This is a genomic window from Microbacterium sp. cf332, assembly GCF_900102175.1.
Classification (GTDB): Bacteria; Actinomycetota; Actinomycetes; order Actinomycetales; family Microbacteriaceae; genus Microbacterium.
In genome coordinates this window covers 846,879-864,616 of sequence record NZ_FNKN01000002.1, presented here as the reverse complement: position 1 = coordinate 864,616, position 17,738 = coordinate 846,879, and the positions used below count along the sequence as shown (strand labels likewise).

General features: G+C 70.4%; 18 protein-coding genes. 6 read left to right on the top strand and 12 right to left on the bottom strand.

Annotated elements, in window-relative coordinates:
* Nucleotides 1-4: 4 nt before the first annotated feature.
* A complete protein-coding gene (locus tag BLT21_RS11115; RefSeq protein ID WP_091501939.1) occupies nt 5-301 on the top strand; it encodes a hypothetical protein in 297 nt (98 codons plus the stop codon).
* Here the strand turns inward: BLT21_RS11115 and BLT21_RS11110 are convergent.
* A complete protein-coding gene (locus BLT21_RS11110) occupies nt 231-1,352 on the bottom strand; it encodes a glycosyltransferase (protein WP_091501937.1) in 1,122 nt (373 codons plus the stop codon). The genes BLT21_RS11115 and BLT21_RS11110 overlap by 71 nt on opposite strands.
* Nucleotides 1,353-1,354: 2 nt before the next feature.
* Nucleotides 1,355-2,503, bottom strand: a complete 1,149-nt coding sequence (locus BLT21_RS11105; protein ID WP_091502278.1) for a glycosyltransferase — start codon at nt 2,501-2,503, stop codon at nt 1,355-1,357.
* A 228-nt stretch (nt 2,504-2,731) separates the two neighbouring features.
* On the opposite strand from BLT21_RS11105, the gene BLT21_RS11100 reads away from it, so the two are divergent.
* The gene (locus BLT21_RS11100; protein WP_091501935.1) at nt 2,732-3,334 is read left to right on the top strand and encodes a hypothetical protein; all 603 of its coding nucleotides are present in this window, start codon (nt 2,732-2,734) and stop codon (nt 3,332-3,334) included.
* Between the two features lie 132 nt (nt 3,335-3,466).
* Here BLT21_RS11100 and BLT21_RS11095 read toward each other — a convergent pair whose 3' ends face one another.
* The 5 genes from BLT21_RS11095 to dnaK form a co-directional block, all read right to left on the bottom strand.
* On the bottom strand, nt 3,467-4,087 hold the full coding sequence (locus BLT21_RS11095) for a hypothetical protein (RefSeq protein ID WP_256336037.1): 621 nt from the start codon (nt 4,085-4,087) through the stop codon (nt 3,467-3,469).
* Between the two features lie 189 nt (nt 4,088-4,276).
* The gene (locus BLT21_RS11090; RefSeq protein WP_091501933.1) at nt 4,277-4,717 is read right to left on the bottom strand and encodes a heat shock protein transcriptional repressor HspR; all 441 of its coding nucleotides are present in this window, start codon (nt 4,715-4,717) and stop codon (nt 4,277-4,279) included.
* Nucleotides 4,718-4,800: 83 nt separating this feature from the next.
* Nucleotides 4,801-5,808 carry a DnaJ C-terminal domain-containing protein gene (locus BLT21_RS11085; RefSeq protein ID WP_091501931.1) on the bottom strand — a complete coding sequence of 336 codons (1,008 nt, stop codon included), beginning with the start codon at nt 5,806-5,808 and terminating at the stop codon, nt 4,801-4,803.
* A gap of 11 nt (nt 5,809-5,819) precedes the next feature.
* A complete protein-coding gene (locus tag BLT21_RS11080; RefSeq protein ID WP_091501929.1) occupies nt 5,820-6,443 on the bottom strand; it encodes a nucleotide exchange factor GrpE in 624 nt (207 codons plus the stop codon).
* 2 nt (nt 6,444-6,445) lie between these two features.
* The gene (gene dnaK, locus BLT21_RS11075) at nt 6,446-8,314 is read right to left on the bottom strand and encodes a molecular chaperone DnaK (RefSeq protein WP_091501927.1); all 1,869 of its coding nucleotides are present in this window, start codon (nt 8,312-8,314) and stop codon (nt 6,446-6,448) included.
* 333 nt (nt 8,315-8,647) lie between these two features.
* Here dnaK and BLT21_RS11070 point away from each other — a divergent pair, with 333 nt between their 5' ends.
* Entirely contained in the window at nt 8,648-9,367 is a 720-nt protein-coding gene (locus tag BLT21_RS11070) for a response regulator transcription factor (RefSeq protein WP_091501925.1), read from the top strand.
* A gap of 109 nt (nt 9,368-9,476) precedes the next feature.
* Entirely contained in the window at nt 9,477-10,931 is a 1,455-nt protein-coding gene (locus BLT21_RS11065) for an MFS transporter (RefSeq protein WP_091501923.1), read from the top strand.
* A 5-nt stretch (nt 10,932-10,936) separates the two neighbouring features.
* Here BLT21_RS11065 and BLT21_RS11060 read toward each other — a convergent pair whose 3' ends face one another.
* The 3 genes from BLT21_RS11060 to BLT21_RS15865 form a co-directional block, all read right to left on the bottom strand.
* On the bottom strand, nt 10,937-11,383 hold the full coding sequence (locus tag BLT21_RS11060) for a GNAT family N-acetyltransferase (protein WP_091501921.1): 447 nt from the start codon (nt 11,381-11,383) through the stop codon (nt 10,937-10,939).
* Nucleotides 11,384-11,447: 64 nt separating this feature from the next.
* Entirely contained in the window at nt 11,448-13,115 is a 1,668-nt protein-coding gene (locus BLT21_RS11055) for a BCCT family transporter (protein ID WP_091501919.1), read from the bottom strand.
* A gap of 78 nt (nt 13,116-13,193) precedes the next feature.
* Nucleotides 13,194-13,754, bottom strand: coding sequence for a MarR family winged helix-turn-helix transcriptional regulator (locus BLT21_RS15865; RefSeq protein ID WP_256336036.1), 561 nt, complete (start codon nt 13,752-13,754; stop codon nt 13,194-13,196).
* A 112-nt stretch (nt 13,755-13,866) separates the two neighbouring features.
* Here BLT21_RS15865 and BLT21_RS15680 point away from each other — a divergent pair, with 112 nt between their 5' ends.
* Entirely contained in the window at nt 13,867-14,508 is a 642-nt protein-coding gene (locus BLT21_RS15680) for a MarR family winged helix-turn-helix transcriptional regulator (protein WP_091501917.1), read from the top strand.
* Nucleotides 14,509-14,572: 64 nt separating this feature from the next.
* Here BLT21_RS15680 and dcd read toward each other — a convergent pair whose 3' ends face one another.
* Nucleotides 14,573-15,178, bottom strand: a complete 606-nt coding sequence (gene dcd, locus BLT21_RS11040; RefSeq protein WP_091502274.1) for a dCTP deaminase — start codon at nt 15,176-15,178, stop codon at nt 14,573-14,575.
* 36 nt (nt 15,179-15,214) lie between these two features.
* A complete protein-coding gene (locus BLT21_RS11035; protein WP_091501915.1) occupies nt 15,215-16,228 on the bottom strand; it encodes a LacI family DNA-binding transcriptional regulator in 1,014 nt (337 codons plus the stop codon).
* Between the two features lie 205 nt (nt 16,229-16,433).
* On the opposite strand from BLT21_RS11035, the gene BLT21_RS11030 reads away from it, so the two are divergent.
* Nucleotides 16,434-17,738, top strand: coding sequence for an ABC transporter substrate-binding protein (locus BLT21_RS11030; RefSeq protein ID WP_091501913.1), 1,305 nt, complete (start codon nt 16,434-16,436; stop codon nt 17,736-17,738).

Genomic DNA, 17,738 nt, shown 5'->3' with positions numbered 1-17,738 from the left:
TGCCATGCCCCGTGAACTCCTCCTCGCCCTCGTCCTCTCGGTCGTCGTCGTCGCCGCGGCGGCCACCCTCGTGGTGGTCGCGCGCGACGGCTACCGCCCCACCCCTACCGACCCCGCACGCCTGGCTCCCCGGGCGCGCGAGACCGCCCAGCCGCTGGCCGGTCGGCGCGAGGCGCAGCGAGCGGACCGCGACCTTCCGGGCCGGCACCTCGCCGGCCGTGCGGCGGCCGTCAGCGCGAGCGGAGCGCCAGCGCGCGACGCGAAGCGGCGAGCAGCCGCGACGCCGATTCCGCCCAGGTGAAGCGGGAGACGTGCTCGCGGCCCGCCGCGACGACGGCGGCGCGGGCGTCGTCGTCGTCGAGCGACGCGACGGCCTCCGCGAATGCCCGGGGATCGCGCGGCGGCACGTACAGCGCGCCGCCGCCGCCGACCTCGTGGAAGATCGGCATGTCGCTCACCACGGCGGGAACGCCGAGCTCGAGGGCCTCCGCGATCGGCAGGCCGTAACCCTCGTCGAGGCTCACCGTCGCGAGCATCCCGGCGTCGGCGAGGATCGCCGCATACTCGGCATCCGTCACGCCGCCGTGGAACACGATGCGGGCGTCGGCCGGCGCCAGCTTCTCGAGCTCCGCGCGCCGGGCGTCCGAGATGCGGCTGAGCAGGTGCAGCGTGCGTCCGGGCAGCCACCGCATCGCCCGGACGAGGGTCTCGACATTCTTATAGGGCATGAACGAGCCCATGTAGACGATGTTCTGCGGTTTGGCGGCGCCCGGCATGGCTCCTGCCGGCGCGAGGTCGGCCAGACGCTGGGGCGCATTGGGCAGCACCACGACCTCACGCTTGGTGAGTTTCACGTCGGCGAACTGCCGCTTGCTCGTCTCGCTCACGGTCGCGACCACGTCGGCCGCGTTGAGCGTCGCCCGCTGGGGCGCATACGAGAGGTGGAACAGGCGCCACCCCAGCCGCACGAACCACGGCAGGTCGCGCGGCGGCGTGCGGTGCCGGTAGTAGATCGTGTCGTGCAGGGTCAGGATGAGCGCGAACCGCCGCCCGAGGGCGCCGATCGTCTGCATCGGCGAGTAGACCACGTCGGGCCGATGGCTGTTGAGGCGCCGCGCGGCGAACGGCTCGAGCACCGAGGTCGGGGCGTGCAGCGTCACGTGCGGCGCCCCCGACGGCAGGAACGCGAGCTGCGCGGGGTCATGGACGATGAACGTGACCTCCACGGCATCCTCCGCCATCCTCGCGGCCCCGGCCGCGGCGAAGACGGCGTGCGCGAGCTCGTGCGAGAAGCGGCTGATGCCGTCGTGGAAGTCGGTGCGGATGTATCGCGCGTCGAAAAAGAGCCGCATCGTCACGCGTCGAGCGGCTCGCCGCGGTAGAGCTTCTCGAAGGTGTCGAGGGTGCGCTCGATGTCGTGGATCTCGACGCCGTCGAGTGAGGCCTGCTGCATCCGCAGGTACTCCTCGGGTGATGCGGTGAGCACGCGGCGCAGCTTGTCGGCGAGGTCGTCGACGTTGCCGGGCTCGAAGAGGTATCCGTTGACGCCCGTCTGCACCAGGTGGGGCAGAGCCACCGCATCCGCCGCGACGACCGGCAGACCCGACGCCATGGCCTCCATCGTGGCGATCGACTGCAGCTCGGCGATCGACGCGATCGCGAACACGTCGGCCCGGGTGTAGGCCGCGCGCAGGTCGGCCTCGTCCGTGCGCCCGAAGAACGTCACGCGGTCGGTGATGCCGAGCTGCTGCGCGGTCTGCTCGAGGTTGCGGCGCTGGTCGCCGCCGCCGACGATGTCGAAGTGCACGTCGAGCTCGGGCGCGAGCTTCGCGACGGCCTTGAGGGTCACCTCGACGTGCTTCTCGGTCGTGAGGCGCCCGACGAACAGGATGCGGCGGTGCTCGCGCGGCGTGAGGTCGGGCGTGTAGTTGCGCTTGTCGATGCCGCAGCTGATGGGGATGACGCCCGAGATGTCGATCGTGTCCTGCAGGAACTCCGCGGCCTTGCGCGTCGGAGTCGTCACGGCGCGCGACATGTCGAATGTGCGCTTGGCGTCGTCCCAGCAGAGCTTGATGATGATCTTGTCGAGGAACGGCGGCAGCGTCGTGAAGTCGATGACGTTCTCGGCCATAACATGGTTCGTCGCGACGACCGGGATGCCGCGCTTCGTCGCCTCGCGGGTCAGGCCGCGGCCGATGACGATGTGCGACTGGCTGTGCACGACATCCGGCTCGACCGAGTCGAGGACCTGGCGGGCGTAGTGCTTCGAGCGCCAGGGCAGCACGAAGCGCAGCCAGTCGTGCGGGTACCAGCGCCAGCCCGGCAGACGGTGCACGGTGATGTCGGCGCCCTCGATGTTCTCGGTGAAGACACCCGACTGCGAATGCTTCACGCTCGGGGTCACGACGTGGACCTCGTGGCCGCGGGCGGCGAGCCCGGCCGAGAGCCGCTCGGCGAAGCGTGCGGCACCGTTGACGTCAGGGGCGAAGGTATCGGCGCCCATCACGATGGTCAGGGGTGCGCGCGAGTTCGCGGCGGGAACACCCTCGGTCGTCGTGGATTCGGTCACGGGTCAGGCCCAATCTGTACGGCGGAGCGGCATCGACTGTGGCCGACGCGGCGGCCCCGAGCTTACCCGAGCGGCCTCGGCGCTCCCCGGAGGCGGGGCGGCGTTGGGGGAAACCGGCCCCGCGGGGAGCGGATGTCCAGCCGCGCTCCGTAGGCTGAGCGCATGGCCCGACTCGAAGCCGATGCCGACCCCGCCCGCTGGGTGGCTGTGACCGAATCCTTCGGCTTCTCCGGCCGCCGTGCCCGGAAGCGGGCCATCGGGATGCTGCTGAGCCAGGCGAACGCCGCGATCGGCGCAGCACCACGGCCCGGCGGGCGCTTCGCCGCGTGGGCCGCCAGCCAGGCCGTGCCGATGCTCATGCGCCGCGCGAACGGACGGGTGCGCGCCTGGATGTGGAAGGCCGATCCCGAGCTGCTCGTCGTGCTCGCGCAGATGCAGGAGGCCACGCCGCAGGTACGCGCCGCCCGCGCGATGATGCCGATGGAGTACGACGACACCGAGGACTTCCGCTCGCCCTACCTGGGCGTCGGCGAGAAGCTGGTGATGACGCTGCCGCCCGATCCCCGGACGCCGCCGTTCGTCTCGTACACCTGGGACACGGGAACGCACCTCGTCACGCTGTCGGCCGTGTGCAGCGACCGCGAGCGCGTGGGCACCGTGCTCGACGAGCTCGACCACCTGGCCCGCTCGTTGCGCGTCGTCGACGACCTGACCCTCGACGAGTCCGCCCCCACCCTTCGCCTCCCGCCCTCCCCTCCCTCCTGACCGCGCGCGAACCGACGCGAGCGGTCGCTCGCCGTCGCAGGTGACGACCATGCGCGTCGGCTCGTGCTCACCGGAGCGCATCGCGGGCGCGGAGGAGGATGGCGCGACGGGATGCGCCGCGGTGAGTCCTGTTCACGCGGATGACGCGCCACCCCAGGCGGGACAGTTCGTCGAGCCGGTCGACGTCACACGCGTACTGCGTGTCGTCGAGGCGATGCTGCTGGCCGTCGTACTCGAGGACCACCCGGGCGCCACCGCGGTCCCGAGATGCACGCGCGACAGCACGGGGTCGTGTCGCCTCATGAGCGAGTCGGCGGCGATCGTGAGCTCGCGCTCGTCCATCAGCTCCGCCGCCTGGCACCAGGCCACGGCCGGATGCGCGATGGGCACCGGGCCGAACCGCCAGCCGCCAGCCTCCGCCGCCTCGTGGCCGCGCACGTTCCGGCCCCGCGCCCGGCCGCAGGGCCGCGGCACGGCGACGTCCACCGCGGTGCGCAGTCGGTCGGGGATCCAGCCACCCACGAGGGCGATCGCGGTCGCGTGGCTGACGTGCTCGCGAGGCCGGAGCTTCGGCAGGTACGAGGTGACGAGCGCCCGCACATCGGAGGCCTCGCCGCGCGACCGGAGACCGCGGAACGGCGCGCTCAGATCGCTGGACCGCAGCCGGCCCCGCGTCACCCCCGCGGCCCGCGCGAACTCGACCGTGAAGACGTCGGGAAGGGCCAGGGGCAACTCAGCGCGACGGCGCGGCATCCCCTCACGGTGCCGCGCCCGGCGCCGCATCCATCCCGCATCCCACCCTCTCGTGCCCCTCGCACCCCCTCCCCTCCTGGGGAGGAGCCACCGACGCACTGCGAGCCGACGCGCATGGTCGTCTCGCACGCCGGATGACGACGCTTCGCGTCGGGTCAGCGGCGCGGCGGGGGCAGCGGGCTCGGGTGGCTAGTCGGCGGGGGGATCGGCCGGGCGGCGGTAGAGCACGACCTCGGTCGCGCGACGCACGCGGGCACCATGGCGCAGGGTCACGACGGCGCCCGTCGCACCGGCGGCGAACACGCGCGCGCCGGGGCGCTGCTGCATCTCGTCGCGCAGCCGCTGCTCGAGATCGCGTACCTCGCGGCGCAGCCCCGCCACCTCGTTCTCGAGCTCGAGGATGCGGGCGATCGCGGGGAGGCTGATCCCGTCCGCCGACATCCGGGCCACTTCGCGGAGCTGGCGGATGTGCCGCAGTGAGTAGCGGCGCGACCCGCCCGGCGTCCGGCCGGGCACGACGAGGCCCAGCCGGTCGTACTGCCGCAGGGTCTGCGCGTGCATGGCCGCCAGCTCGGCGGCCGCCGCGATCGCGAAGATCGGGGCGTCCTCGTCGATGTCGTCTTCAGCCATGGCTTGTCACCTCCTCGGCGATGTCGCGGGAGCGAGCGTTCCGACGCGCTCCGCGGGAGCGGGCGGGTCGGAACGCTCCGGGGTCACCCGCGCGCTCTGTTCATCAGGTCGGCCCGCGGGTTCTCGTTCGGCTCCACCTCGGCGAACCGCTCGAGAGCGGCACGCGCTTCGTCGTCGAGGTGCGTCGGCACCGCCACCTGGACCTCGGCCAGCAGGTCGCCGGTGCCTTTCGTCGTGCTCACGCCGCGTCCCTTGACGCGCAGCACCCGGCCCGAGGGCGTGCCGGGGGCAACGCGCAGCTTGACGGGATCGCCGCCCAGCGTCGGGACCTCGATCGTCGCGCCGAGCGCCGCCTCGGTGAAGGTGACCGGCACCACGACCCGCAGGTTGAGCCCGTCACGCGTGAACACCGGATGCGGCCGCACCGTGACCGAGACGACGATGTCGCCCGGCTCGCCACCGTCGGGCGAGGGACGCCCACGACCGCGCAGCCGGATCTTCTGACCGTCGGCCACGCCCGCCGGCACCTTGACCTTGAACGGCTTGCCGTCCTCGCCCTGGAGCGTGACGGTGTCGCCGCGGACGGCCGTGGCGAAGTCGAGCGTCGTGCGCGCCGTGACGTCGGCACCGCGCTGCGGTCCGCCGAAGCCCTGGAACCCGCCGCTCGAGCGGCCGAAGCCGCCCGAGCCGAACCGGCTCCCCCGACCGCCGCCCTGCTGGTTGAACATCGCGAAGATGTCGTCGAAGTCGGCACCGCGGGCGCCGGTCCCGCCGCGAGCGCCCTGGTTGAACGCGCTGAAGACGTCTTCGAAGCCTCCGGCACCCTGGCCACCCGCGGTGAAGCGGGCGTTGCCCGCCCCCATCGCCCGGATCTGGTCGTACTCGGCGCGCTGCTCCTTGTCGGAGAGCACGGAGTACGCCTCGCTGATCTCCTTGAACTTCGCCTCGGCCGCAGGGTCGCCCTGCGTCGAGTCGGGGTGGTACTGACGCGCGAGCTTGCGGTAGGTCTTCTTCAGGTCGGTGTCGGAGACGTCCTTGGCGACGCCCAGCACCTTGTAGAAGTCCTTGTCGAACCAGTCCTGACTGGCCATGTGAGTGCCTCCTATTCGGCCGGCACGGCGACGACGACCTTCGCCGGACGCAGCTCGATGCTGCCGAGGCGGTAGCCGACCTCGACGACCTCGAGGATCGTCGGCTCGGCCGTACCCGGTGTGGGCGCCTGGAAGATCGCCTCGTGCTGCTGCGGGTCGAACGCGTCGCCGGCGGCGCCGTAGGTCTCGACGCCGAGACGCGCGACCACGCCGCGCAGCTTGTCGGCGATCGCCGCGAGCGGCGTGCCCTCGACGAGGTCGCCGTGCTTGTCGGCACGATCGAGGTCGTCGAGCACGGGCAGCAGCCCCTTGGCCACCGAGCCCTTGGCACGCTCGATCTCGACCTCGCGCTGCTCCTCGGTGCGGCGGCGGTAGTTGGCGTATTCCGCCTGCACACGCTTGAGGTCGATCAGCAGGTCGTGGTCGCCCGCCGGCGCCTCGGCGACGGCGGCCTCGTCGGTCTGCGCCGCGCCGAGGATGTCGTCGATGGTCAGCTCGTCTGCGGCCGCATCGTCCGCGGCGTCCGACGCTCCGGGCTCCCCGTGCGCGTCGGGGCCGGACGCCTGCGCGTCCGACCCCTCCTCGCCGAGGACCTCGTCGTCGCCGTGCGGCTCTTCGAAGTCCTTGTCGGTCATGATTACTTCTTCTCGTCCTCGTCTTCGACGACCTCGGCGTCGACGACATCCTCATCGGATGCCGCAGCGCCGGAGTCACCGGCCGGAGCGTCGGTCGGGGCACCCTGCGCCTGGTCGGCCTGACCCTGCGCGTAGATGGCCTCGCCGAGTTTGCCCTGCGATGCGTTCAGCTTGTCGAACGCGGTCTTCACCGCGTCGTCGTCGTCGCCCGCGAGCGCCGTCTTCAGCGCGTCGACGTCGCCCTGGACCTCGGACTTGACGTCGTCGGGGAGCTTGTCGGCGTTGTCGGCGATGAGCTTCTCGATCGAGTACGAGAGCGTCTCGGCCTGGTTGCGGACCTCGGCGGCCTCGCGGCGCTTCTTGTCCTCGGCCGCGTGCTCCTCGGCCTCGCGCACCATGCGCTCGATGTCGTCCTTGGGCAGCGACGAGCCGCCGGTGATCGTCATCGACTGCTCCTTGCCGGTGCCCTTGTCCTTCGCCGAGACGTGCACGATGCCGTTCGCATCGATGTCGAAGGTGACCTCGACCTGCGGGATGCCGCGGGGCGCCGGGGCGATGCCCGTGAGCTCGAACGTGCCGAGCGGCTTGTTGTCACGGGTGAAGTCGCGCTCGCCCTGGAAGACCTGAATGGCGACCGACGGCTGGTTGTCGTCGGCGGTCGTGAAGGTCTCGCTGCGCTTGGTCGGGATGGCGGTGTTGCGCTCGATGAGCTTCGTCATGATGCCGCCCTTCGTCTCGATGCCGAGGCTCAGGGGGGTCACGTCGATGAGGAGGACGTCCTTGCGCTCGCCCTTGAGGACACCGGCCTGCAGGGCGGCGCCCACGGCGACGACCTCGTCCGGGTTCACGCCCTTGTTGGGCTCCTTGCCGGCTTCCTTCTTCACGAGCTCCGACACGGCCGGCATGCGGGTGGAACCACCCACGAGCACGACGTGGTCGATGTCGCCGACCTTGATACCGGCCTCGCGGATGACGTCCTCGAACGGCTTCTTGGTGCGGTCGAGCAGGTCCTTCGTGAGGTCCTCGAACTTCGCACGCGAGAGCGTCTCGGACAGCGACACGGGACCCGAGTCGGTCAGGGAGAGGTAAGGGAGGTTGATCGAGGTCGACTGCGAGCTCGAGAGCTCCTTCTTCGCCTGCTCGGCGGCCTCCTTGAGGCGCTGCAGCGCGATCTTGTCGCCCGACACATCGACGCCGGTGGTGTCCTTGAACTGCTTGATGAGGTACTCGACGACCCGCTGGTCCCAGTCGTCGCCGCCCAGGCGGTTGTCACCGGCGGTGGCGCGCACCTGGATGGTCGAGAAGTCGTCGTCCTTGCCCACCTCGAGCAGCGAGACGTCGAAGGTTCCACCACCGAGGTCGAAGACGAGGATGAGCTCGTCCTCCTTGCCCTTGTCGAGGCCGTATGCGAGGGCGGCCGCGGTGGGCTCGTTGATGATGCGCAGGACGTTGAGGCCCGCGATCTCACCGGCCTCCTTCGTGGCCTGGCGCTCGGCGTCGTTGAAGTACGCCGGCACGGTGATGACCGCGTCGGTCACGGTGTCGCCCAGGTACTGCTCGGCGTCGCGCTTCAGCTTCTGGAGGATGCGGGCCGAGATCTCCTGCGGCGTGTACGCCTTGCCGTCGATCGCCTGGGTCTTCCAGTCGGTGCCCATGTGGCGCTTGACGGAGGTCAGCGTCCGGTCGACGTTGGTGACGGCCTGGCGCTTGGCGGTCTCGCCGACCAGCACCTCGCCGTCCTTGGTGAACGCGACGACCGAGGGGGTCGTACGGAGCCCTTCGGCGTTGGCGATGACCTTGGGCTCGCCGCCCTCGAGGACGGCGACGACGGAGTTCGTCGTGCCCAGGTCGATACCCACTGCACGTGCCATGAGTTGTCTCCTTACTTGCGGTTCGAATGGATCTGAAATCTGCGGCGGCCCAACCTGAGCCGCGATGGCTCAACTGTACCCCCCGCCCCGAACAGTGTCAAACGAACTTGAGTCGAGTCATATCAAGTTCTCAGGGGTGGCGAAATTCGCGAAGTGTGATCTCGCCTTGAGGAAAACCTGAGCGCGATCACGGGAGGATCATCGACTCCTTCCAGGCGCGGACTATAGGTTGAGTCCACCGATGACAAGAAGCGTGAACCCGAACCCGCTCCTCGTCGACCTCGAGCCCGTGACGGCTGGTCGTCGAGCGCTCCCGCGCGGCCGGAGACGGCGATGACGCGTTCGGTCGTGGTGATCGAGGACGACGACGATCTTCGGAACCTGCTCACCCAGACGCTCGAGCAGCACGGGTTCGTCGTCCATGCGTTCGCCGACGGCCCGTCGGGCGTCGACGCCGTGCGGCTCCTGCGACCCGACCTCACCACGGTCGACGTCAAGCTCGCGGGCATCGACGGCTTCGAGGCGGTGCGCCGCATCCGCGCCTTCCACGACGGCTATGTGCTGATCATCAGCGCGGTCGACGACGAGACCGCGACGGTCGAAGGGTTCCGCAGCGGCGCCGACGACTACGTCGTCAAACCGTGGCGGCCCTATGAGCTGCGCGCACGCATCGACGCCCTGATGCGGCGACCGCGCAGCATCCAGCCCCACGAGGCCTCGACGTCGTCGTGGCTCGAGGCCGGCGCACTGCGGCTGAACCCCGGATCGCGCCGGGCCGAACTCGACGGTCGTGCGCTCGACCTCACCCGCTCGGAGTTCGACGTCCTCCAGGCACTCATGCAGCGACCGGGCGACGTCATCGAGAAGGCCTGGATCGCGCTGATGCTGCGCCGCCAGAGCGGTGCGCACGGCGAGCACGTGAGCGGGCACGATCTGCATGCCGTCGAGGTCCACATGATGAACCTCCGACGCAAGCTCGGCGACGACGGACGCACCGGACGCTGGATCGAGACCGTGCGCGGCATCGGCTACCGTTTCGCGCGCCGCGGCTGAAAACAGCCGTCGCGCGCCGCGCGACGGCTACGCTGACCCCGTCGCGACGATGCGACGGCCGCCGACCGGCGGCACCGAGTGTTCACGGAGAGGTCCTAGCGTGCCCGGCATGTCACCCGAGACGAACCCCTCCGGCGAGAACCGTGCTGCGCAGCCGGTTCCGGGGGTCGCCGCCCCGCCGACCGCAGCCGGCACGCAGGCCCTCGGCCGCATCGCCGACGTGCAGGCTCGGGACGACGACGACCGCGCGGTGCCACGCAAGACCGTCATCTCGTGGGCGCTCTGGGACTGGGCGACGCAGCCGTTCAACTCGGTCATCCTGACCTTCGTCTTCGCCTCGCTCTTCCTCGTCTCCGACGCGTTCCTGCCCGCCGACATCGCCGCACTCGCCGACAGGGACCCGGTGAAGGAGGCAGCCATCGCGGAGCTCGCCAGCGGATACGGCGTCGCGTCGACCGCGGCCGGCATCCTGATCCTGCTGCTCGCTCCCGTGCTGGGGCAGACCGCCGACCGGTCGGGCCGGAAGAAGCGCTGGCTCGGCGTCTTCACGGTCATCCTCGCGCTGCTGCAGTTCGCGCTCTTCTTCACCTTCGCCGACCCCGCCTTCTTCTGGTACGGCGCGATCGTCCTGTCTCTCGGTGCCGTCGTGTCGGAGATCGCCGGGGTCAACTACAACGCGATGCTGGTCGAGGTCTCGAGCCCGCGCACGATCGGCCGGGTGAGCGGCCTGGGGTGGGGGCTCGGCTACATCGGCGGCATCATCGCGCTCGCGCTCGTCGTCGTCCTCACCTTCGCCGACTGGTTCGGCATGGACACGAGCGGCGGACTCGCCTACCGCCTCATCGCGGTCGGATGCGGCGTGTGGACCATCGTCTTCGCCATCCCGCTGCTCGTGAACGTGCCCGAACGCCCCGCGCCCCCCGCCTCCGAACGCGTCGGCTTCTTCCAGGCCTACGGCCGCCTCGTCGCGGACGTCGCCCGCCTGTACCGGACCGAGCGGCCGACCTTCTGGTTCCTGCTGGCGAGCGCTGTCTACCGCGACGGCCTCGCGGGCGTCTTCGCGTTCGGCGGCGTGTTAGCCGCGCGGGCCTTCGGCTTCTCGACGACCGAGGTGATGGTGTTCGGCATCGCCGCCAACCTCGTCGCCGGCGCATCCACGATCGTCGCCGGTAGGTTCGACGACCGGTTCGGCGCCCGGGCGGTGATCATCGCGACGCTCTCGGGCCTCATCGGCATCGCGCTGGTGCTGTTCGTGCTGCAGGACGCCGGGTCGGTGGTCTTCTGGATCGCCGGGCTCATCCTCTCGGCGTGCGTCGGCCCCGCGCAGGCCGCGAGCCGGTCGCTTCTCGCCCGCGTGACTCCTCCGGGCATGCAGGGCGAGATCTTCGGTCTCTACGCCACGACCGGCCGCGTCGCCAGCTTCCTCTCGCCCGCGATGTGGGCACTGTTCATCGCCTGGTTCGGCAGCATCATCTGGGGCGTGCTCGGGCTCGCCGTCGTTCTCCTGCTCGGGCTCGTGCTGCTGCTGTTCGTGCGGCTGCCGAAGCAGGCCGGCATCCGCTGACCGCCTCAGGCGGCGCGACGCATCGGGACGTGCGGGATGTCGTCCTCCGAGAACTCCGGCCCGCTGATCTCGAAACCGAAGCGGGCGTACCATTCCGCGAGATGCTTCTGCGCATCCAGATCGATCGCGACTCCGGGCCAGCGCTCACCCGCGCGTTGGACCGCCGCACGCATGAGGAGGGCGGACAGACCCCTTCCGCGTGCATCGGCAGCGGTCGCGACGCGTCCGATGCGGGCGGCGCCGTCCGCGTCGCGAAGCAGGCGCAGCGTGGCGAGCACCCGGCCGTCCTCCTCGACCCAGAACAGCTCGGTGTCGGGCTCGATGTCACGGCCGTCGAGCTCGGGATACGCCGCAGCCTGCTCGACCACGAAGACGCTCACACGCAGCCAGAGGATGCGGTAGAGCGTTTCGGCGGGAACATCGGCGAGGCGGGCGAACGATAGCGGAGGCATCCGCCCAGCGTACGACGAAGGCGCCGGACGGGCGGTCCGGCGCCTTCGACGCGTCTCAGGGAGGTCAGCCGCGCCTGCCCCCGATCCACGGGAAGCGCACCCCGCGCTCGTTGGGCTCCTCGACCTCGAGCCCGTAGTGGTCGCCGATGCCCTCGATGAACTGCGCCCGCTCCGCTCGCGCGTAGGCACGGCGTTCGCGCTGGAACGCCAGCACCGTCGACCAGCACATCAGCAGCATGACGATCGAGAACGGCAGCGCGATGAGGATCGCTGCCGTCTGCAGCGCCTGCAGACCGCCTGCCACGAGCAGTGCGCTCGCCAGGGTCGCGGTGATGACGACGAAGAAGGTGCGCACCCACCGCGGCGGCTCGGGGTTGCCGCCGGTCGCGATCATGCCCATGACGAGGGCTCCCGAGTCGGCGGAGGTGATGAAGAAGACCGCGATGAGCACGATCGCGCCGATGGTCAGCACGCCACCGGCCGGAAGCCCTTGGAGGAGCTGGAACAGCGCGCCCTGCAGGTCGACCGTGCCGTCCGCGGCGAGCATCGAGCCCGGTCGTTCGAGCTCGCGGTACAGAGCCGAGCCGCCGAGCACGGCGAACCACAGGATGCCGATCAGCGTCGGCACCAGCAGCACGCCGGCGACGAACTGGCGGACCGTGCGCCCCTTGCTCACACGAGCGATGAAGATGCCCACGAAGGGCGCCCACGAGATCCACCAGCCCCAGTAGAACGAGGTCCACTGCGCCTGCCACTCCTCACCGGCCACGCCCTGCAGGGCGCTGACGGTGAACGACAGGCCGACGAAGTCCTGGATGTAGGCACCGATCGACTGCACCCACTCGCGCAGCAGGAACTGGGTGGGTCCGACGAAGAGCAGGAAGAGCAGCAGCAGGCCGGCCACGATGAGGTTGAAGTTCGACAGCCACTTCATGCCCTTCGCGACACCCGAGAGCACCGAGAACAGCACGAACACCGAGATGATCGCGATCAGGCCGATGAGGGTGAGGTCGTTCATCTCGGGCAGGCCGATGAATTCCAGCCCGGCGCCCATCTGCATCACGCCGAGTCCCAGCGACGTCGCGACGCCGAACAGCGTGCCGACGAGCGCGACGGCGTCGATGACGTTGCCCGTGGCGCCGCGCACACGATTGCCGAGCAGGGGCTCGAGTGCCCAGCGGATCGAGATCGGGCGGCGACGGCGGTGGATCGCGTAGGCGAGGGCGAGCCCGACGACGACGTACATCGCCCAGGCGTGGACGCCCCAGTGCAGGTAGGTCTGCGTCAGCGCCCCCTGGGCGAGCTGCTGCTCGGTGCCCGTGACGCCCGGCCGGGGGTCGACGAAGTGGCTGAGCGGCTCGCTGACCCCGTAGAAGACCAGTCCGATGCCCATGCCCGCCGCGAACAGCAGCGAGAACCAGGATGCCGTCGAGAACTCGGGCTCGTCGTCGTCACGACCGAGCTTGATGTCGCCGAAGCGGCTGAAGCCGACGAAGAGGGCGAAGCCGACGAAGAACGCCGCGATCAGGACGTAGTACCAGTTGAACGAGTCGACGATCGATGTCTGGATCGCGCCGAAGAACGTCTCGGCGGTCGTCGGGAAGATGATCGCGAAGGCGCTGAAGCCGACGATGACGACCGCCGCGGGCCAGAACACCCAGCGGGCGATCGTGCCCGGGGTCGACACCGCGGCGATGCGTTCTGCGGGGGAGGGCTGATTCTCGGTGCTCACCGAACCAGGGTGACAGGGTACCCCCGCAACGCCAAGCGATGGTCGCGGCTTGCACCCGGGCGGCGGAGCGGGTATCGCTCAGCGGGGCGGCCAGGCGTCGGCGAGCTTGGCGAGCAGCCGAGCGAGCTCGGCGCGCTCGCCATCGGAGAAGTCGGCGAGGGCGCCTCCGAGCGCCGCGCGACGTTCGCCGCGCACTCCCTGGGCGAAACGGCGGCCGGCATCGGTCAATGCGATGCGGGTGCGTCGGGCGTCGTCGGGGTCGGCCTCGCGGCGGACGAGCTCGAGCTCGACGGCCTGTTGCACGAGACGCGACGCGCGCGGCTGATCGACGCCGATAGCCTCGCCGATCTCGCTGACGCTCAGCGGATCGGATGCCGCGACGAGCGCCTCGAGCATGCGCAGGCGCGCCAGTCCCGCCATCCGTCCGCGCCCGTCGCCGGGGACGGCGGAGGACCCGAACGGGCCACGGCCGTCGTGGGCGCCGAACGGTCCATGGCCACCCGCGTGGCGATGCGGCGGTCCGTCGTGCGGGCCTCGGTGGATCTGCCCGTCGGGACCGGGACCGACGCGGCGCAAGCCGCGAAGACGTGACAGGGCCTCGGCGATCGCGTCGATCTGGGCATCGTCGGCAGCAGGCATGCTCCGAGAATACATGCGACTTGACATGCACCACTATCCCATGTCATAGTGCATGTACATGCTAAACAACATACATTCGTAGCCGGAACGCCCGGCCCACGAGAGGAACACCATGAACACCCACGACACGACATCGCAGAACACCACCCCCGACCGCTCGCTGCGCTTCTGGATGCGCGCGGCCCATTCCGCCTTCGGCGCCGAGCTCGCTCGCGTGCTGGCCGACGAGGGCCTCGACCGCCGCGACTGGGGCGTGCTCAACGTCCTGACGGGCGAGCGCAGCATGCCCGGCCTCGACGAGCGGGTGCAGCGCGGTGGCAAGCGCGTCCGAGCCCTCGCCGCCCGCGGATGGGCGACCGAGGCCGACGGCCGCTGGGTCGCCACCGAAGACGGGCGCCGCGAGCGCGACCGCATCCACGGTCTCGTCAGCGAGGTGCGGGGCCGCGCGAGCGGCGCGGTCTCGGACGCGGACTTCGCCACGACGGTCGCCTCACTCGAGAAGATCGCACGAGCGCTCGGCTGGGACGAGAATGCGCCGCGCGCGTGTGGACCCCGCGGACGCCACGGCTTCGGCCCCGGCCGCGGCTTCGGCCATCGCTTCGGCGGGTTCGGCGGCTTCCGCGCGGGCTTCGGTCCCGAGCACGGCGCACACCGCGGCGAGCACCCGCACGGCGAGCACCCGCGTCACCGCGGCGAGCGCGCCTTTGAGCGCGGCTTCACCGCCGGATTCCAGGCGGGTCGCGACGCCGCCTGACCCACCGCATCCACCCATGTTCGACCCCGGGGAACTCTCCTCGGGGTCGAGCGCGTTCCCGGCGTCAGGCGCCCCGCGCCCCCGCGTCGCTGCCGCCCACATCGGTGCGGTGGAAGTTCTGGAACGACCGCGACGCCGTCGGCCCGCGCTGACCCTGGTAGCGGTTGCCGTAGGGCCCCGAGCCGTAGGGATTCTCGCTGGCCGAGGTGAGCCGGAAGAAGCACAGCTGCCCGATCTTCATGCCCGGCCAGAGCTTGATGGGCAGCGTCGCGACGTTCGCGAGCTCGAGCGTGACGTGCCCGCCGAAACCGGGGTCGATGAAGCCCGCCGTCGAGTGCGTGATGAGCCCGAGACGTCCGAGCGAGGACTTGCCCTCGAGCCGGGCCGCGACGTCGTCGCCGAGCCGCACCTGCTCGAAGGTCGAGCCCAGCGCGAACTCGCCCGGATGCAGGATGAACGGCTGGTCGGGCTCGACCTCGATGAGCCGCGTCAGCTCGGGCTGGTCCTGCGCCGGGTCGATGAAGGGGTACTTGTGGTTGTCGAACAGCCGGAAGTACCGATCGAGGCGGACGTCGACGCTCGAGGGCTGCACCATCGAGGCATCCCACGGATCGAGGCCGATGCGCCCCTCGTCGATTCCGGCACGGATGTCGCGATCACTCAGCAGCACGCTCACAGCCTAGGGCGCATGGCAGCCGGATGCCCCTCACCCGCCGGCGTGCAGCCGCGGCGGGGCCGTGGTCTGGCGCGCGACGAGCTTCGTCGGCAGCCGCAGGTGGGTCGTCGGCGGAGTCTCGCCACGCATCAGCGCGAGGAGCATCTGCACGGCGGCGGCTCCCAGCCGGCCCATCGGCTGTCGCACCGTCGTGAGGGGCACCGGCAGCCGCGTCGCCTCGGGGATGTCGTCGAAGCCGACGATCGACAGATCGCGGGGCACCTCGAGGCGGAGTTCCGCCGCGACCTGCAGGATGGCGATCGCCGAGACGTCGTTCGCCGCGAACACCGCCGTCGGCCGGCTCGGTGCCGACAGCATCTCGATCGCGACCTCCCGCACCGTCGCCTCGCGATAGCGCCCCGCGCCGACATGCGATGGATCGAACGGGATGCCGGCGTCCGCGAGCGCGCGCCGGTAGCCGGCATCCCGCGCGATGGACGACCGCAGGTCGGCGCGCCCGGCGATGTAGCCGATGCGGGTGTGCCCGAGGCCGATCAGGTACGCCGTCGCCTCGCGTGCTCCCCCGTAGCTGTCGCTCTCGACGATCGGCACGTCGGCGGGCCCGGTGTGCGGGTCGATCGCGACGAGCGGCACATCGGCGCTCGCCCGGACCACGGTGGGGGTGACCATGATCGCGCCGTCGATCAGCGTGCCGCTCAGACGTGACAGCGACCGGCGCTCCCACCCCTCCTCGTCGCCGCGCGAGCCCGAGTACGCGAGCAGGTCGTAGCTGGTGTCGCGCAACGCCTCGCCGACGCCTTTCAGGATCTCGGCGCTGAACGGCTCGAAGTCGGCGACGAGAACACCGATGACCCCCGTGGTCCGCGATCGCATGCTGCTCGCGATGAGGCTCGATTCGTAGCCGAGCTCGGCCACCGCCGCCATCACCGCGTCGACCGTGGCCGTCGCGACGCCGTACCGGCCGTTGACCGCTTTCGAGACGGTCGACACCGAGACCCCGGCCCGCTCCGCGACGTCGTGGATGGTCGGTCGATGACGCGTCATAGCCGCATGCTAGCCCCGATCGAAACCGTTTTCGAAAACGTTTGACACTGCTTTGTTGCCCGCGCAAACTTTCGGTGTCCGACAGCACCAGCGAATGTCCGACGATCCCGAGCACCGCCGCTCGGCGGTCCGAGCAGCCCTGCACGGGCCCGGCCGCGGTGTGCTCACCGGCAGATGTCCACTCAACGAAGAGAGAAGGAATCCCATGGCACGCACCATCACGGCACGCCGCAAGGCCGCCGTCACCGCGGCCGTTCTGGCGGTGGGAGCGCTCGCGCTCACCTCCTGCAGCGGCAACGGCGACGGGGGCAGCGGCGACGGCACCGTCGAGATGACCCTGTGGCAGAACTCCACGACCGGTCCGGGGCAGCAGTTCTGGAAGGACGCCATCGCGGCGTTCGAGGCCGAGAACGAGAACGTGACGATCTCGATGCAGTCCGTCCAGAACGAGGACATGGACGGCAAACTCCAGACCGCCCTGAACGCGGGCGACCCGCCCGACATCTTCCTGCAGCGCGGCGGCGGCAAGATGGCCGCGATGGTGCAGGCCGGCCAGCTGATGGACCTCACCGACCTCGTGGGCGACACGGCGAAGGAGGAGATCTCGGAAGGCTCGTTCAAGGCCGAGACCTACCAGGACAAGGTGTGGGCGATGCCGCTCGCCGTCCTCCCCAGCGGGTTCTGGTACAGCTCGGACCTGTTCACCCAGGCCGGGATCACCGAGACCCCCACGACGGTCGACGATCTCGAGGGCGTGGTCGGTCAGCTCAAGGATGCCGGCATCGCTCCGATCGCGCTCGGCGCGAAGGACGCTTGGCCCGCAGCGCACTGGTTCTACAACTTCGCCCTGCGCGAGTGCAGCCCGGAGACGATCGAGGCCACGGGCGATTCGAAGGACTTCAGCGACGACTGCTGGCTCAAATCCGCCGAGGACCTCGCCGACTTCGCCGAGCTGCAGCCCTTCAACGAAGGCTTCCTGACGACCTCCGCCCAGCAGGGCGCCGGCAGCAGCGCCGGGCTCGTCGCCAACCATCAGGCGGGGATGGAGCTCATGGGCGCCTGGAACCCCGGCGTCATCGCATCGCTGACCCCCGACGAGCAGCCGCTGCCCGACCTCGCCTGGTTCCCCTTCCCCGAGCTGTCGGGCGGAGCGGGCGAGCCCGGCTCGATCATGGGCGGCGTCGACGGCTACTCGTGCTCGGCGAAGGCTCCGAAGGAGTGCGCGGACTTCTTGAACTTCCTCGCCACCTCGGAGCAGCAGGAGGCCTACTACCAGGCCTTCAACGCACCTCCGGTGAACTCGGTCGCGCAGGGCGCCGTCGAGGAGGAGCACCTGCAGGAGGTGCTCGCCGCCTACAACAAGGCACCTTTCGTCTCGCAGTGGCTCGACACCGTGCTCGGACAGAACGTCGGCAACGCGCTCAACGTCGCCGTCGTCGATCTGCTGGCCGGCAAGAGCTCGCCCGACCAGATGATCCAGTCGGTCTCGGACGCGGCGAAGAAGGGCTGA

Coding starts and splice junctions, on each gene's coding strand:
- BLT21_RS11060 (WP_091501921.1), bottom strand. CDS start 11,383: ATGCCTCCGCTATCGTTCGCCCGCCTCGCCGATGTTCCCGCCGAAACG.
- BLT21_RS11110 (WP_091501937.1), bottom strand. CDS start 1,352: ATGCGGCTCTTTTTCGACGCGCGATACATCCGCACCGACTTCCACGAC.
- BLT21_RS11030 (WP_091501913.1), top strand. CDS start 16,434: ATGGCACGCACCATCACGGCACGCCGCAAGGCCGCCGTCACCGCGGCC.
- BLT21_RS15680 (WP_091501917.1), top strand. CDS start 13,867: ATGAACACCCACGACACGACATCGCAGAACACCACCCCCGACCGCTCG.
- BLT21_RS11105 (WP_091502278.1), bottom strand. CDS start 2,503: ATGGGCGCCGATACCTTCGCCCCTGACGTCAACGGTGCCGCACGCTTC.
- dnaK (WP_091501927.1), bottom strand. CDS start 8,314: ATGGCACGTGCAGTGGGTATCGACCTGGGCACGACGAACTCCGTCGTC.
- BLT21_RS11070 (WP_091501925.1), top strand. CDS start 8,648: ATGACGCGTTCGGTCGTGGTGATCGAGGACGACGACGATCTTCGGAAC.
- BLT21_RS11090 (WP_091501933.1), bottom strand. CDS start 4,717: ATGGCTGAAGACGACATCGACGAGGACGCCCCGATCTTCGCGATCGCG.
- BLT21_RS11065 (WP_091501923.1), top strand. CDS start 9,477: ATGTCACCCGAGACGAACCCCTCCGGCGAGAACCGTGCTGCGCAGCCG.
- BLT21_RS11085 (WP_091501931.1), bottom strand. CDS start 5,808: ATGGCCAGTCAGGACTGGTTCGACAAGGACTTCTACAAGGTGCTGGGC.
- BLT21_RS11115 (WP_091501939.1), top strand. CDS start 5: ATGCCCCGTGAACTCCTCCTCGCCCTCGTCCTCTCGGTCGTCGTCGTC.
- BLT21_RS11100 (WP_091501935.1), top strand. CDS start 2,732: ATGGCCCGACTCGAAGCCGATGCCGACCCCGCCCGCTGGGTGGCTGTG.
- BLT21_RS11035 (WP_091501915.1), bottom strand. CDS start 16,228: ATGACGCGTCATCGACCGACCATCCACGACGTCGCGGAGCGGGCCGGG.
- BLT21_RS11095 (WP_256336037.1), bottom strand. CDS start 4,087: ATGCCGCGCCGTCGCGCTGAGTTGCCCCTGGCCCTTCCCGACGTCTTC.
- BLT21_RS11080 (WP_091501929.1), bottom strand. CDS start 6,443: ATGACCGACAAGGACTTCGAAGAGCCGCACGGCGACGACGAGGTCCTC.
- BLT21_RS15865 (WP_256336036.1), bottom strand. CDS start 13,754: ATGCCTGCTGCCGACGATGCCCAGATCGACGCGATCGCCGAGGCCCTG.